The following is a 15462-nucleotide window of genomic DNA, read 5'->3' as shown; positions in this document are numbered from 1 at the left end:
TCCCACAGTGGATTGTGTCGATCAGCGGATTGGTGCACGCCACAAAACCTGTGGGAGCTGGCTTGCCAGCGAAAGCGGTGTATCAGTCAATAAATAAGGTGGCTGAACAGGCCCTATCGCTGGCGAGCCAGCTCCCACAGTGGATTGTGTCCATCAGCGGATTGGTGCACGCCGCAAAACCTGTGGGAGCTGGCTTGCCAGCGAAAGCGGTGTATCAGTCAATAAATAAGGTGGCTGAACAGGCCCTATCGCTGGCAAGCCAGCTCCCACAGGGATCGGTGAATGAATACAGATTTTTCAGTTCGCCACAGGAATCCACTCCGCCCGCGCCACGTTGGTGGTATCACCAAACGCCGGGAGTTTCTGCGCCAGATCGCGAACGTTTTTCACGTCCAGATCGAGCAGTTGCTGACGCGTGATCAGGGTCGGCGGCACCAGCACCTGATGCCCCGGATTTTCGCCGGCAATCAACATCGCCAGACTGCGCACGCTGATCGCCCCCGCGACTTGCGGATTGACCGCTGCGGTCGCCGCCCAGGCGCTGTCCGGTTCTTTCATGATCTGGATGTCGGCGGTGGAGATGTCAGCGCTGTAGATCTTCACCTTGCGCCCCAGCCCGGCCTCGTCGACGGCGATTTTCGCGCCTTTGGCGAACTCGTCGAACGGCGCGAAGATCACGCGGATATCCGGATTGGCGCGCAGCACCGCGCTGGCCTGATCCGCCACCGAGTTGGCAATCGGCGGATTGAGCGTGCCGAACCGCGCCTTCTCGATGATGCCCGGATTGGCCTTTTTCACCTGACTCCAGATCTCATCGCGGCGCTCCATCGGCGTGAAGCCGCTGATGTACACGTAACCGGCATCGAACCGCGTGCCGTTGTCTTTCACGGCCTGATCCAGCGCCAGCCGCGCCAGTGCATGGTGATCCTGCTCGACCTGAGTCACTTGCGGACTGTTCAGGTCAACGTCGAACGCCACCACCTTGATGCCTTTGGCGATCGCCCGGTCAATCGGTCCCTTGAGGGTTTCCGCCAGGCCCAGTTGCACGATGATCCCGTCGACCCCGAGGTCGATCGCCTGATCGATCATCTCGCCCTGACTCGCCGCCTGCTGCCGCGCATCGAACACCCGCAGATTGGCCCCCAGCGCTTCGGTCTGTTTCTCCACGCCGCGCAGGTACGCCTCGGGAAAGTCCCCGGAAAACAGGTAACCGACCAGCGCGATCTGCACCTGGCCCTTGTCGAACGGCGCCGGGGCACCCGGCAATGCCTTGGCCTGAGCGCTCAAAGCCAACGCCGAAAGCACCGCGCCGGCGAGGCAATGGCGTGCGAACTGCTTGATTGAACCGTGCATACATCTTCCTTGCAGCGACAAATGAACCGGCTCAGCGCGCCCGATGCGCGAGGCCGAAGGTGAACATCAGGGCCAGCACCAGCACCAGTCCCTTGACGAAATCCTGCGCGTAATACGGCGCGTTGAGCATGGTCAGGCCATTGAGCAACGAGGCAACGAGTAGTGCGCCGACCAACGTGCCGAAGGCATTGGGCTTCTTCGCGCCGAGCACGGCAAAACCGATCAGCGCCGCGCCGAGGGCGTCCAGCACCAGGCCGTTGCCGGAGCTGACATCGCCGCGCCCCAACCGCGCCGCCAACAGCAAACCGCCGAGCGAGGCGAGCAACGCCGACAGCACGTAAGCAAGTAACTTGAAGCGCTGTACCGGCGCCCCCGCCAATCGCGCCGCCTGCTCGTTGCCGCCAATCGCATAAAACAACCGGCCGATGCGCGTGCGCTCAAGAAACAGCCACACCGCCAGCGCCACCAGCGCCGTGATCAACACCGGCACCGGCACCACGTCCCACAAGCGTCCGCGACCCAAGGCGAGAAACGCCGCGCTGAACGTGCCCTCGGTTTCCACGCCACTGGGCAAGGTCATGCCCACCGCAATCGAGCGCCCACCCGTGGGAATCAGTTGCACGCCGATCACCAGAAACATGCTGCCCAGCGTCGCGAGAATATCCGGCACCCGCAGCTTGACGATCAGCCAGCCATTGAGCAGGCCGACCAGTGCGCCACCGGCCAGACTGATCAGCACCGCCGGCACCGCGCCCCAGCCGAGCACCACCATCACGTAACTGGCGATCATCAGGCTCATCGCTGCCACCGCCCCAATCGACAGATCAAGTCCGCCGACGGCCATGGTCAGCGTCACGCCAAGGGCCAGCAGCGCGACGATCGACACCGACTGCAAGATGCTGAACAGATTGCCGACGCGCAAAAACGCCGGTTCCGCGACACTGAAAAACACCACGATCAGCGCCAGCAGCCACAACAGGCCGTAGCGGATCAGCGCTTGCAGCAGGCGCTCGGCGGGTGCCGTAGCGGCAGACAACAATGAACTCGAATCAGGCACTCGCTCTGCTCCTTGGCGTGGCATGAAAGGGATTTTCACTAGCGTCGCTGCCGGCCAGCGCGGTGACCAGGGTCGCGCGCTCAAGACCGGCACGCGGGTATTCGGCGACCACCGCGTGATCGCGCACCAACAGAATCCGGTCGGCGATTTCCAGGGCTTCATCGACATCGGCGCAAATCACCAGGGTCGCGCGGCTGGCGGCAGTCTCGCGCAGCAATTGGCCGATCTCGCGACGGGCGCGCACGTCGACGCCCTGAAACGGCTCATCGAGAATCAACACCCGCCCTGCCCCGAGCAGCCAGCGACCCAGCACAACTTTCTGTTGATTGCCGCCGGACAGCGCGCTCATCGGCATCTCGATACCGGCAGTCTTGATCCCCAGCGCCGCGACTTGCGCCTCGACCGCTGCGGCTTCGGCACGGTTGCGAATGAAACCGGCACGGGTGAAGCGCTGCAGAAACGGCAGCGTCAGGGTCCGGCGCAGGGAGAAATCCGGCACCAGCGACTGACTGGCGCGATCCTCCGCTGCGAGAAACACACCGCTGCGAATCGCTTCCCTTGGCGAACCCGGCAGCCAGTCCACGCCGTCCAGTTGCAGACTGCCGGCCACGGCTTTGCGCAAGCCGAACAGCACTTCGGCGATTTCGCTTTTGCCGGCGCCGAGCAGTCCGGTCAGCACCACCACTTCGCCTTGGTGCAGGTTGAAATCGAAACGCCTGGAGCGCGGCAAAATCTGCAAACCGCGCACACCAAGGACTTTTCGGCCCACGCTGCCGGGCGTGTAGACATGCCCGTCCAGCGCCTGCCCGAGCATGGCGTGCACCGCCTCCGGCAACTGCCGTGCGCTGAATTCCCCGGCCAGTCGCCCGTCGCGCAGGGCAATGGCGCGATCCGCCACCCGTTGCAGATCGGACAAGCGATGGGAGATGTACAGAATCGCCACGCCCCGGCTGCGCAGGGTATCGATCAACCCGAACAGCCGCTGCGCCTCGGCATCCGACAACGCGGCGGTCGGCTCATCAAGAATCAGCAGACGCGGCTGCAGGGCAAAGGCCCGCGCCAGCACCACCAACTGCCGTTCGGCCAGGCCCAGGTGTTCAATCGGCTGCTCCAGCGGCAATTTCAGGCCCAGCCCGGCGGCGATACTCGCGGCGCGCTCCAGCAGGCGTTGGCGATTGAGCCAAAAGTCCGCGTCAGGCTTGCACAACTCATCGAGCAGGAGGTTTTCCGCCACGCTCAAACCGGGCGCAATGCCCTCATTGATCTGCTGATGCACGGCAACGATTCCGACTCGACGTGCCGACAGCGGCGAACTGAATTGCCGGGGCTGGCCGTCGATGTAAATCTCGCCGCCATCGGCGCGCTGGCTGCCGGCGAGAATTTTCACCAGCGTCGATTTGCCGGCACCGTTGGCACCGAGCAACGCCACCACTTCGGCGGGATGAATCTGCAGGCTGACGCGATCCAGGGCGCGGTTCGAGCCGAAGCGCTTGCTCAGTTCACGCACCTGAATCAGCGGCGCGCGGGCCACGACGACACTCATAAAATTCCTTAACGTCGATGGGCCAGCGAGCGCACCAGTCGGTCGCCCAGGCTTTGCACGCCCTGCACCAGAATGACCAGCACCACCACGGTGGCGACCATCACTTCGTTGTTGAAACGCTGATAGCCGTAACGGATCGCCAGATCACCGAGGCCGCCACCGCCAATCACCCCGGCCATGGAAGAAAAACCGATCAGCATCACCAGCGTCAGGGTGATCCCCGCCAGCAGGGCCGGCAGCGCTTCGGGCAGCAGCACTTTGCAAATCACATGGCGGATATCGCCGCCCATGGCGAGGATCGCTTCGATCCGGCCCTTGTCGACTTCGTCCAGCGCGTTCTCGACGATTCGCGCAAAAAACGGAAACGCGCCAATGGTGATCGGCACCACCGCCGCGGTGCTGCCGAGGGTGGTGCCGACCAGCAGACGCGTCAGCGGAATCAGCGCAATCAACATCACCACAAAGGGTAGCGAGCGCCCCAGATTGACCAGCGAACCCAGCGCGGCATTGAGCCGTGGCAGCGGCCGCAGGCCTTCGCGGCGACTGACAAACAGCAACACCCCGAGCGGCAAACCGATCAGCAGCGTGAACAGCCCGGCAAGCAAGACCATGTACAGGGTTTCGCCGGTGGCGTTGAACAGCAGTTGCAGGATTTCATCCCAGTTGATCGCGCGGTTCATGACTGAGCCGCTCGCACGCCGTATTGCTTGAGGAAGCTGAGCCCGGGAATGTCGTGGCCCAGCGGCAGGCCACAGGTCGGACGCAACGAAGTGCCGAGACTCGACTGCGGATCGGCAAGCAAACGCGGCACCGGGCCGGACTCGACCAAGCGCCCGTCGGCCATCAACGCTGCGTGATCGCAGATCGACTTGACCACGTCCAGCTCATGGGTGATCAGCACAATGGTCACGCCCAGTTGCCGGTTGATATCGCGCAGCAGGTCAAGAATCGACGCCGTGGTTTCCGGGTCCAGCGCACTGGTAGCTTCGTCCGACAGCAGATACGCAGGCTCCGCTGCCAGGGCGCGGGCAATCCCCACCCGCTGTTTTTGCCCACCGGACAACTGCGAGGGAAAGGCTTGCGCCTTGTCCGTCAAACCGACCAGTTCCAGCAGCTCGCGCACCCGCACATGGCGCCACGGTTTGCCGACGTTGGCGATTTCCAGCGGCACGGCGATGTTGTCGAACACGGTGCGCGAGTGCAGCAGATTGAAGCCCTGGAAGATCATGCCGATGCGCTGACGCTGGCGGCGCAGGTCGCTGGGCGTCAAGGTCAGCAGGTCCACGCCGTCGATGAGAATTTGCCCGCTGTCCGGGCGTTCGAGCAGATTGAGACAACGCAACAGGGTCGACTTGCCTGCGCCGCTGCGCCCGAGGATGCCGTAGATCGCGCCGTCGGGAATACTCAGTGACACCTGATCCAGTGCCGGTGCCGGCGCTGACGGGTAGGTCTTGCTCAAACGCTCGACGACGATCATGGCTTGGCATCCTCCACCGGAATCACCGAACCCTTGAAGTTATCAGTGATGTATTTCGCCACTTGCGGCGAGGTCAGGTCTTTGGCCAGTTGTGCGATGCGCGGATCGTTTTGCAGTGTCGGCGTAGTCACCAGGATGTTGGCGTACGGATTGTGCTCGGCCTTTTCCAGCCCCAGCGCATCCTGGGCCGGCACCAGTCCGGCTTCCAGTGCGTAATTGCCGTTGATCACCGCGAGGTCGACATCGTCCAGCGCCCGAGGGATTTGCGGCGATTCGATTTCGAGGATCTTCAGCTGTTTCGGGTTCTCGGCAATGTCCTTGGGGGTGGCCTGATCGGCCGCCGGATCCTTGAAGCCGGGCTTGAGTTTGATCAACCCGTTGTCCTGCAACAGGTACAGCGCACGGCTCAGGTTGGTGACGTTGTTGGGCACGGCGACGGTGCCTTTTTCCGGCACCTCGGCGAAGCTTTTGTGCCGGCGCGAATAGATGCCCAACGGCTCGATATGCACCGTGGCGGCCACCGCGAGTTTCTGCCCCAGCGCTTGTTCCTGGGATTTCAGGTACGGCAGATGCTGGAAGTAATTGGCATCGACATCGCCATGCACCAACAGCTCGTTGGAGTTCACGCCGTTGGGAATCTCGATGACCTTGAGGTTGAGTTGCGGATCGATTGTCTGGATGTACGCGAGAATCTGCGCGTGGGGCACCGGATCAGCGGCCACCCGCAGCGGCTCCAGTGCCTGCGCGCCGAACGATGTCACCAGCGCGCCGAGCACGGCCAGGGTCAAACCTGTTTTTTTCAACATGGGCGGAGTCCTTGAGCGAGTGATGAATCAGGCGTTGACGGTCTTGCGAGCCGGTGCGGCGGGCATCAGCGCATCGGCATAGAAGCGCCGGGCGACGTCGGGGTGCGAACGCAGCCGACCCTTGAGGTAGTTCCAGCCGACATCGCGAAACAACGGATTGAGCGGATCACTCGCCGGGCCACGCGCTTCACGCAGCAGCACGGTGGGCAACGGGTACAGCGGCACCACGGCATCGAGTTGCGCGCCGAGGAAGAAGGCGATGGACAAACGCTCGCTGCCTGCGGGCGGCGACACCACCCGATGCACCGTGGCGCGCAGATAACCGTTGGTGGCCAGCTCCAGCAGTTCGCCGATGTTCACCACCAGCGTGTTGTCGCGGGGTAGCGCATCGATCCAGCGCCCCTCTTCAACCTCCACTTGCAGACCGGCCTGCTGGTCCTGCAGCAGAAAGCTCAGAAACCCGGAATCCTTGTGCGCGCCGACGCCCTGCTGGCTCGCGCTGGCGGCCTGACCTGGGTAGCGCATCAACTTGATGTGTTCGTTGGGCTTGTCGCCGTACAACTGATCGAACGCGTCCGCCCGCAGCGACAGCGCCTGGGCAAAGGCACGCAGCAGGCGCAACGCCATGCGCGTCATCGCCTGTTGCCATTCGAGCAGCAGCGGTTTGAGCGCTGGCAGCGCCGCCGGCCATTGATTGGGCCCCTGCAACCGAGCCCACAACGGGCTGTCCGCGTCCAGCGGCAACGCTTCACGCTCGGCGCCGAGATCGAACTGCTCACGCCAGTCAGGCTGACCACGGGTGATCTCGGAAGCGGCACGGTTGTACCCGCGAAAGTGCGGCGAATTGATCATGCCGACGGCGGTTTTTTCGTGCTCGGACAAGGCGAAGAACTGCCGGGCGTGATCCTGCACCTGCTTGAGCAGGTCGCTGTCGATGCCATGGCCGGTGAGATAGAAAAAGCCGACGTCACGCGCGGCGTGACGCAGGTTTTCAAGAAATTCATAACGCTGTTGCGCGGTGCCTTCGAACAACGACAGGTCGAGCGTCGGCAGCGTGGTGATATCGAGGGTATGCGGCATGATTCACTCCCGTGTGAACCAAACCTGAAGAGCCTTTGATCGATTCAGCGTGTGCCGTCATGGCAATCGGGGGTCTATCGGTTTGATGCGTTTGATTCGTCGTGAGACAAAACTAAACGATCTTAAAAACCACGAACAAATACCCTTTTTGCATTAGCTTAGGCCCGACGCTGAGGTTCGCCGTCATCGCACAACCGCTATCCCGCTTCAACCGATCAGCGTGCCGGATCATAAAACGGCTCGACTGCCACCCGGCTGCCGACAAAGAAACTGTCCGCCACCAGCCGCAGTGGTTGCAGATCTACGTCGCTGGCCTGATCGCCAATCAGTTGCCGGAAGTGTCGATACACCGCCGTGTACTCGCCCTCTTCCGACACCGCTTGGCGCACGCCATCGATGCTCAGCAGCGCTCCGCCGTTGTCCAGACGCAGCACCCCTTCGGCGCAGCGAATCTCGATACTCCAGAGTTCGTCGTGACCGTGGTCGAAATCGAACTCGGCCCGCACGTCGAGTCTGCTGGCATCGGACATCTTGATCGACGCGGCAATCGGCGACTGGCAGTTGTCCGGTACCCGCAGTTCGGCGGACTCGACAAACAGTGGCTGCGCGAGCAAACGGGTGACAATCGACAAGGCATTGATGCCCGGATCGAAAACGCCCAGACCACCGGGTTGCCAGATCCACGTCTGACCGGGATGCCATTTGCGCACGTCTTCCTTCCAGTCGATCCGCACGCTTTGCAGCGTGCGACTGGCGAGCCAGTCACGGGCAGCTTCAATACCGGGGGCGTAGCGCGAATGCCAGGCGAACAACGCACTGACGTCTTGCTGCCGGGCTTGATTGACCAAAGCCATCGCCTCGCCCAGCGTGGCGCACGGCGGTTTTTCCACCAACACATGTTTGCCGGCGGCCAGCGCCTGCTGCACCAGGGCGAATCGACCTTGCGGCGGCGTACAAAACGCAATCGCATCCACTTCCGGGCCGTGTTCCAGCAACTCGCTCAACGAGTGAAAGTTCTCCACCCCGGCACAGGGTTTACCTTGCGTGGCGACCGCCACCAGACGAAATCCGGGATCGGCGTTGATCGCCGGAACATGTTGATCCTGGGCAATCTTGCCGTAACCCACCAGACCGAGACGGATCGGCTGCATCAATGACTCCTGTTTTTGTCTTGTTGTCGTCAGCGAGTGCGCAGATTAGCCGTAATCGACTGGGAATACCCGGTGGTGGTGATCAAAAAACTGCTGGTGTGCGCGTTCGGTCAGCGCAACGGGTAGCAACGCTGATGCAGCGGCGCAAACAAAGAAAGCCTGCTTTTCAGGGCAGGCTTTCACATTCACAACGCTGCAGTCACTTCTGCTGCGCGGTCAACGCCGAGTAACTGTTCATCAGGTTCCGGTAGTTCGGAATCCGCTGCGACAGCAGATTGCCCAGCCCTTCGATGTCGTTGCGCCAGTCGCGGTGCAGCTCACAGGCGACCGAGAACCAGTTCATCATTTGTGCGCCGGCCTGGGTCATGCGGCTCCACGCGGCTTGCTGGACGGTGGTGTTGAAGGTGCCGGAGGCGTCGGTGACGACGAATACGTCGAAGCCTTCGGCCAGTGCCGACAGGGTCGGGAATGCGACGCAGACGTCGGTCACGACACCGGCAATGATGATCTGCTTGCGGCCGGTGGCCTTGATCGCCTTGACGAAGTCTTCGTTGTCCCAGGCGTTGATCTGGCCTGGGCGGGCGATGTACGGCGCGTCCGGGAACATTTCTTTCAGCTCCGGAACCAGCGGGCCGTTGGGGCCTTGTTCGAAACTGGTGGTGAGGATGGTCGGCAGGTTGAAGAATTTCGCCAGGTCGGCCAGCGCCAGCACGTTGTTCTTGAATTCGTTTGGCGAGAAATCCTGAACCAGAGAAATCAGACCGGTCTGGTGGTCGACCAGCAGGACTACGGCGTCGTCTTTGTTCAGGCGGTTGTAGGTTGCAGTGCTCATGTTTGATTCCCTTTTCTTGGTTGTGGTGGTTGGCGTTGCGTTGAACATGGGCACAGATTACTGACACCACCGAAACCGATAAATCGGTTGAAAAGCGTTTCACTGTCAACTCATAACGGACAATCCTGTGGTCAGGACCGGCCTCGCATGCTTCCGTCTCAATTCACCTCGGGGAGGGGTTTGGCGATCATCAAACTGCACGGCGCCCGGTTGAGGACACTCTCGACCGTCGCGCCGATGAAGCCGTCGAGGCCCTGCTGGTAGGTCGTACCGAGCACCAGCAGGTCGAACGCGTTCTGGCGAGCGAACTGTTCAATCACTTTGTGCGGGATCCCGCTCATCTGGTGTCGGCGTCGAGCTGCGATTGCGTAACGCTCGGCCAGCGCATCAAACGCCTCTTGCTGGGTGTCGTTGATCGCCTCGCACAGGCTGTGATCCAGACTCAGCGTCGGCACGCTCATCGCCGCATCGCCCAGCACCGACCAGTTGCTGACGTTGAGCAGGTGCAACTCGGCGCCGCAAGCGCCTGCCAGCGTGGCGGCCAGATCGAGGATGCGGTCGTTGAGGCCTTGGGTCAGAGCCTCCAGATGCGACAGATCGACGGCGGCGAGCATTTTCAGCGGCAGAGGATGACGGGCTTCGGTAACCAGATGCACCGGGGCCGGACAGTCGCGCAGCAACAGCCAGTCCAGCGGTCGATGGAATGCCCGATTCAGCGCCGGGACATGATGGGTATCCTTGATCACCAGATCGGCCCGATAGTCATTGATGTACTCCAGCAGATGCGCCGGCGTGGCCCTGGCCCAGACCACTTCGCTGCTGACCTGCACGCCGCTGCCGGTGTGGAACCGGGCCTGTTGCTCCAGCCAGTGCCGGTGCACTTGCAAATAACCCTCGCGCGCCTGGGCCATCGCATCGTGGTCAAACAGACCGGCCACCGCCAGCGCCTGCACATAATCGAACGCCACGATGTGCAGCGCCGCACCGGTTGCCTGGGCCAGAGCCATCGCGCGATCGAAGGCCGGGGTGCGGACCATTTCGGCAGGCGCGATCAACAGCATTCGCTTGAATCTGAGCATACGAACCTCATCCTGGCAGTGCGGTACTGGCCTGAGGGCCAGCCTGACATCCCTGTCGATCGAGTAGTGACCACTTGCCCGGCCAGTATCCGACGGTACCTTGCGAGGGTTCTGATTTTTATCAAGCAATGGCGCAGCTGCGTTCCCCGCACTGCGCTTTCGTCCGTTCGTCAGCTGGCGCAGGCGGTTGTTAAATGAAATCGGTGTCCGTATGCGGGGCACCTATGCTTAACCCACCCCCAACCGCGTGAACCCTCCCATGTCCGAAAAACTTGCTCTGCCTGTGCACCACCTCAAAACCGCGTGCTCCAACTGCAGTGTGCTGGAGTTGTGTCTGCCGATCGGCATGAGCGGTGCAGAAGTCGAGCGCCTGGATACGCTGATCGTGCAACGGGTCAAGGTCAAAAAGGGGGCCGCGCTGTACCGCACGGGCGATCCGCTGCGCTCGTTGTATGCCGTGCGAATCGGCTCGTTCAAGACCAGCATGCTGTCGGTGGACGGCCGTGAGCAGGTCACCGGTTTTCACATCCCCGGCGAGATGCTCGGGCTGGATGCCATCAGCGCCGACGAGCATGCCTGCAATGCCTTTGCCCTGGAGGACAGCGAGGTCTGCCCGATCCACTTTGCGCAGCTGGAAAAACTGGCGCAGAACCTGCCGTCGCTGCAGCACAACCTCAATCGGTTGCTGAGCCGTGAAATCGTGCGCGACCACAGCATGTTGATGCTCATGGGCAACATGAACTCGGATGAACGGCTGGCGGCGTTTCTGCTCAACCTGTCGCAACGCTTGAGCCTGCGCGGTTACTCGGCAAAGGATTTCGTGCTGAAAATGCGCCGCGAGGAAATCGGCTCTTTTCTCGGGCTGCGTCTGGAAACCATCTGCCGGGGCATCGCTCACCTGCGGGATCAGGGACTGGTGGAAATCAGCGGCCGCGACGTGCGGATCCAGAACATGGACGGCCTCAAGCAATTGGTTGCCGGCTGCCACCGCTCGCCACGCTGAGGCCGGCCCCGGCCGGTCAATCGCTGGGGCCCCGTTGCCTGACCGCCAGAATGCTGCCCGGCACCGAGTACAGTGCCCGCTCGGTGTTGCTGCCGATCAACCGGTCAACCCCGACCCGATGCACCGTACCCATCACCACCACGTCAGCCAGGTACTGCTCGACAAACTCGCTGATCACCGGCACCGGCAAGCCCATGGCGAAATGCCGACGTTCCGGGGGTACGCCATGACGATCGGCCAAGGTCACAAAAGCCTGATGCAGCGATTCACGCAGTTCTTCGACAAAGTTGCCGTTCCAGCCACCGGTCACCAGCGGTGCGTCACCGTTGAATGCCGCCGACAAGTCATAGGCGTACAACAAGTGCAACGGCGCGTCACATTGCAAGGCCAGGGCGTTGGCCGTCTGGATGATGGTGTCGTTCAAGCCGTTGATCTGCGTGGCCGGATCGAACGGATCCACCGCCGCGACCACTCGATGCGGTAATGCGTAGCGAATCTGATTGACCAGGTGCACCGGCACCGGGCATTCACGCAGCAAGTGACAATCGAGTGGCGTGATGAACACCCGTTTCAGCACTGGCTCCAGCGCCACATCCTTGATCAGCAGATCGGGCTTGAGCGCCTGCACGGTCCTGAGAATCTCCAGCAACGGGTGCGTGGTGAACACCACATCGACGGTGACCTTCAGGCCATGGCCGTTGAGTCGTTCGACCTCATCGGCGATCCAGCGGCGGTAGCGCCGCAAATAGCGCTGAGCGTCGACTTCGTCGATTCCTTCTTCCCACAGATGCGCAACCGGCACCGGTTCGACAAAGGCCCGTACGTCCAGCGCCGCGCCGCTCGCCTTGGCCAGCGCCATGGCGCGCAGCATGGCGGGTGACTGATGCAGGGTCTGGTCGGCGACCAGCAGCAAACGTTGATATTGCCCCATCACACACCTCCGCTCGGCACCGGCGTTGCACGACCGGCAAGGTTCCAGCCTGCGCTCGCGGCCCACTGCCCGACGTTGATTTACATCAACCAACAGCCATTGAGTGACGCGTTTGCGTGTGTCTGATCCAGATCAGATGCGGGCCTCGGCGACGGCGTAAAACCATCAAAAACAACCGTTGCTCAACCCGTGTCAGCCTTTTCAAACCGGATGGAGGATTACCCCATGCTTACAGTCAAAGACCACAACGATCGAGCCGTGGCGGCCTACGCCGCAGTCTCCGGGCAACACTGGATCGAGGCCGTCAAGGATGGGCGTCATGTGTTGATCCGTCCGTTGGCGGAAAAGGATCGCGAGCGTGAATACGCCTTCATCAAGCGCCTGTCGCCCGAGTCCCGGCACATGCGTTTTCTGGCGCAGATCAGCGAGCCCGGCCCGGCAATGCTCGACCAACTGATGGACACCGATAACCGGCTGCGCACGGCGTTCATCGCGCTGGTGCATGAAAACGGCCAACTGATCGAAATCGGCATCAGCCGGTATGCCGCCACCGGCGAGCATGAATGCGAATGTGCCGTCACCGTTGCCGATGAATGGCAACACCTGGGCCTGGGGACGCTGTTGATGGAGCATCTGATCAAGGCTGCACGCCAGAACGGCTTCCGCCAGATGTATTCGGTCGACGTTGCCAGCAACGAACCGATGCGCGAACTGGCCCGGGCGCTGAAGTTCGAAACCCACCACGATCCTGAAGACAGCCGTCAGGTCATACACCGTCTTCACCTGTAAAAAATCGCCCGGTGCCGAGTCTGCAAAACGACTCGGCACCGGGCGATTCTTCACGATTGCAAGGTATGTCCCGGTTTGATCGCCAGCACACTGCACGGCGCACGATGCAGGATCTGTTCGGCGGTGGTGCCCAACAACTTGTTCAAACCGTGGTGCTGCACCGTGCCCAACACGATCACCTCAATGTGATGTTCGGCGGCAAACTCGCAAATGCTCGGCACCGGTGGACCCTCGACAAAATGTCGGCAGGTCGGCGGCACACCGTGGCGTTCGGCCAGGGCGGCAAATGCCTCATGTTGCGCCCTGCCCAGTGACTCATAGATGCCGGTGGCCAGCGGCAAGGCGCCGTAGCCCATGTCCGTGGCATACACCGCCGCCCAGTCGTAGACATGCAGCAACTCAAGCCTGGCATCACACTGCTCGGCCAGGCGCACCGCGGCGTCGACAATCTGATCGTTGAACAGCAAGTCCTGATCTTCACTGCGCAGTACGTCAATGATCGCCAGCACACTGCGTGGCCTTGGATGCACGTCATCGGTGACCAGATGCACCGGCACCGGGCAGTCGCGCAGCAGCTGCCAATCCAGCGGGGTATAAAACACCCGCTTCAACGCCGACTCCTGCTGCGCATCCTTGATAATCAGCGCCAACGGCATTTCGTTGACGAACTGCAGGACTTCTTCGTAAGGATGTTGCACCCAGACCACCTCACTGGTGACCTGGATGCCATGCCGTTCGAGCAATTTGCCCTGCTCGGCCAGCCACTGGCGATGCGTGCGCAAATAACCGTCCCGGGCCAGACGGATTTGCTCAGGAGCGAACAGGCCCGCCACCGCCAGCGCCTGCAGGTAATCGAAGGCGACGATGTGCAACGGCAACTGCATGGCGACGGCCAACGCGGCGGCACGCTCGAACGCCGGGGTGTGGCTCATGGTAGGGGGAGCAATCAACAACAAGCGTTGGGTCTGCGACATGGGGCACCTCGGCACGGCGGCCAACGGGATCAAGTGAACAGATCTCCAGATTGCCCGCTCCTGCTGCCGACGAGTTGATCTTGATCAGCTCTGCCTCAAACCCGCGCCGCCGCGTTTCAGTGCCACAAGGTGCCGGCCCACATCGCCAGTGTCAGCAGCACCTGCCCGGGGATGACAATCGCCGCGAAACGCCTGCCGCCGCTGACCCAGGCCACCACGCATTTGCTCAACGAGTTGCTGCTGATCGCGATCAGCGCCGGAGCGACAATCGCCGCCACCGGTAACAGGCCAGCCTTGGCCAACCCGGCGATCGAGGCGGTTGACGCGTGCGCATCGGCGAACCCGCTGAAGGTGGCGGTGAGCATTACGCCCACCTGGCCGAATTGACTGAGCATGGCCGACGAGACCAGGGTGATCGCAGTCATGGTCAACGCGACGATCAAGGCCAGTTTCAGATTGAATGCACCGCCTGCCGGCAGCGTCTCTTCAGCTCCTCTGGCGGGTCGGGGAAACATCAGACAAGCACTGTAGATCAGCGCCGCCACGCTGCCGCAGACTAACGGCAGCCACATGTTGCGCAACAAGGCTGGATCGACGGTGGCGAGAATCAGCCCGGTCTGAACCATGGTCGCCAGATTGGACAGCAGCGCTGCCGCGCTGAGGATCCGCAGATTCGCCGGCTCCCGGGCGAGCCGATGGCCCATCGTCGCAATGGTCACGGTGCTGGAAGCGAAGCCGGAGGCGATGGCGCTGAGGACGTAGCCGTAACGAATGCCCAGCGTACGAACGGCAATGTGCCCGCCGGCGCCCACCAGCATCAGCAATACCGTCAAGGTGCAAATGGTGCGCAGATTGAGCGCGGCGTACGGCCCGATGTAGCGATCCGGTGTCAACGGCAACACCACCAGCGCGGTTATCAGCAAGACCAGGCCATCGCGCATTTCGGTTTCGCTCAACTGCGTGATCGCGAAGTCATGCAGCTTTTCCCGATACGTCAGCAAACCCGCCACCACCACGCCAATCGCCACCGCCAGTTCGGGTGAGCGTGTGCACAACGCGCCCAATATGAGCACGATGATCAGCGCCACTTCGCTGGTCACGCCGGGGTCGTCATCGCGCCCGCGCCAATAGGCGACGGTGATCAGCAAGGTCAAACCGATTGCGACAATCCCCACCAACAGCGCCGCCCCCACCACCATCGCGGCGTAGCCCAGCAACGCGCTGATCGCGAAGGTGCGCAAACCTGCGCTGCCTCGACGCTCACCAGTGCCCTTGTGCCGTTCGCGCTCAAGGCCGATGAGCATGCCGATGCCCAAGGCGGCCGCCGCCCCCATCATGCCCAGGGATTCATTCATCGTCGATTTGCCCTGCCTTACCCCTGCGCGGA

General features: G+C 62.1%; 15 protein-coding genes. 2 read left to right on the top strand and 13 right to left on the bottom strand.

What is annotated here, in order from left to right:
- Positions 1 to 297: 297 nt before the first annotated feature.
- The 10 genes from AB1J88_RS05050 to AB1J88_RS05005 form a co-directional block, all read right to left on the bottom strand.
- Positions 298 to 1353 carry a substrate-binding domain-containing protein gene (locus AB1J88_RS05050; RefSeq protein WP_174377259.1) on the bottom strand — a complete coding sequence of 352 codons (1056 nt, stop codon included), beginning with the start codon at positions 1351 to 1353 and terminating at the stop codon, positions 298 to 300.
- A 31-nt stretch (positions 1354 to 1384) separates the two neighbouring features.
- Complete coding sequence (locus tag AB1J88_RS05045; RefSeq protein ID WP_174377258.1) at positions 1385 to 2410, bottom strand: ABC transporter permease; 1026 nt, start codon at positions 2408 to 2410, stop codon at positions 1385 to 1387.
- Positions 2403 to 3953 (bottom strand): sugar ABC transporter ATP-binding protein, encoded by a 1551-nt coding sequence (locus AB1J88_RS05040; RefSeq protein WP_430290395.1) that lies wholly within the window; start codon positions 3951 to 3953, stop codon positions 2403 to 2405. The genes AB1J88_RS05045 and AB1J88_RS05040 overlap by 8 nt, the downstream gene beginning before the upstream one ends.
- Positions 3954 to 3961: 8 nt before the next feature.
- Positions 3962 to 4633 carry a methionine ABC transporter permease gene (locus tag AB1J88_RS05035; RefSeq protein WP_174377256.1) on the bottom strand — a complete coding sequence of 224 codons (672 nt, stop codon included), beginning with the start codon at positions 4631 to 4633 and terminating at the stop codon, positions 3962 to 3964.
- Entirely contained in the window at positions 4630 to 5430 is an 801-nt protein-coding gene (locus AB1J88_RS05030) for a methionine ABC transporter ATP-binding protein (protein WP_174377255.1), read from the bottom strand. Before AB1J88_RS05030 ends, AB1J88_RS05035 begins: the two co-directional genes overlap by 4 nt.
- Positions 5427 to 6236 (bottom strand): MetQ/NlpA family ABC transporter substrate-binding protein, encoded by an 810-nt coding sequence (locus tag AB1J88_RS05025; RefSeq protein WP_086792812.1) that lies wholly within the window; start codon positions 6234 to 6236, stop codon positions 5427 to 5429. The genes AB1J88_RS05030 and AB1J88_RS05025 overlap by 4 nt, the downstream gene beginning before the upstream one ends.
- Before the next feature lie 27 nt (positions 6237 to 6263).
- Positions 6264 to 7316, bottom strand: a complete 1053-nt coding sequence (locus tag AB1J88_RS05020) for an isopenicillin N synthase family dioxygenase (RefSeq protein WP_222019115.1) — start codon at positions 7314 to 7316, stop codon at positions 6264 to 6266.
- Between the two features lie 215 nt (positions 7317 to 7531).
- Entirely contained in the window at positions 7532 to 8467 is a 936-nt protein-coding gene (locus AB1J88_RS05015) for a Gfo/Idh/MocA family protein (RefSeq protein ID WP_430290394.1), read from the bottom strand.
- A gap of 199 nt (positions 8468 to 8666) precedes the next feature.
- Positions 8667 to 9299 (bottom strand): isochorismate family cysteine hydrolase YcaC, encoded by a 633-nt coding sequence (ycaC, locus tag AB1J88_RS05010; protein ID WP_007966399.1) that lies wholly within the window; start codon positions 9297 to 9299, stop codon positions 8667 to 8669.
- A gap of 158 nt (positions 9300 to 9457) precedes the next feature.
- Positions 9458 to 10378: a universal stress protein gene (locus AB1J88_RS05005; protein WP_430290393.1), complete on the bottom strand. Its 921-nt coding sequence runs from the start codon at positions 10376 to 10378 to the stop codon at positions 9458 to 9460.
- 259 nt (positions 10379 to 10637) lie between these two features.
- On the opposite strand from AB1J88_RS05005, the gene fnr reads away from it, so the two are divergent.
- Complete coding sequence (gene fnr / locus AB1J88_RS05000; protein WP_041074991.1) at positions 10638 to 11381, top strand: fumarate/nitrate reduction transcriptional regulator Fnr; 744 nt, start codon at positions 10638 to 10640, stop codon at positions 11379 to 11381.
- Positions 11382 to 11397: 16 nt separating this feature from the next.
- On the opposite strand, the gene AB1J88_RS04995 is transcribed toward fnr, so the two are convergent.
- Positions 11398 to 12312 carry a universal stress protein gene (locus tag AB1J88_RS04995; RefSeq protein ID WP_430290392.1) on the bottom strand — a complete coding sequence of 305 codons (915 nt, stop codon included), beginning with the start codon at positions 12310 to 12312 and terminating at the stop codon, positions 11398 to 11400.
- Positions 12313 to 12537: 225 nt separating this feature from the next.
- Between AB1J88_RS04995 and AB1J88_RS04990 the strand changes: the two genes are divergently transcribed.
- Positions 12538 to 13101 carry an N-acetyltransferase family protein gene (locus tag AB1J88_RS04990; protein ID WP_430290391.1) on the top strand — a complete coding sequence of 188 codons (564 nt, stop codon included), beginning with the start codon at positions 12538 to 12540 and terminating at the stop codon, positions 13099 to 13101.
- Between the two features lie 50 nt (positions 13102 to 13151).
- On the opposite strand, the gene AB1J88_RS04985 is transcribed toward AB1J88_RS04990, so the two are convergent.
- Both AB1J88_RS04985 and AB1J88_RS04980 read right to left on the bottom strand, forming a co-directional pair.
- A complete protein-coding gene (locus AB1J88_RS04985; protein WP_430290390.1) occupies positions 13152 to 14075 on the bottom strand; it encodes a universal stress protein in 924 nt (307 codons plus the stop codon).
- 116 nt (positions 14076 to 14191) lie between these two features.
- Entirely contained in the window at positions 14192 to 15430 is a 1239-nt protein-coding gene (locus AB1J88_RS04980) for an MgtC/SapB family protein (RefSeq protein WP_430290389.1), read from the bottom strand.
- Positions 15431 to 15462 lie beyond the last annotated feature (32 nt).

Origin of the sequence: Pseudomonas sp. S8 (genome assembly GCF_050473925.1) — a bacterium.
Taxonomy (GTDB): domain Bacteria; phylum Pseudomonadota; class Gammaproteobacteria; order Pseudomonadales; family Pseudomonadaceae; genus Aquipseudomonas; species Aquipseudomonas parakoreensis.
The sequence above is the reverse complement of the archived record's forward strand: the minus strand, read 5'-3'. Positions and strand labels throughout refer to the sequence as shown.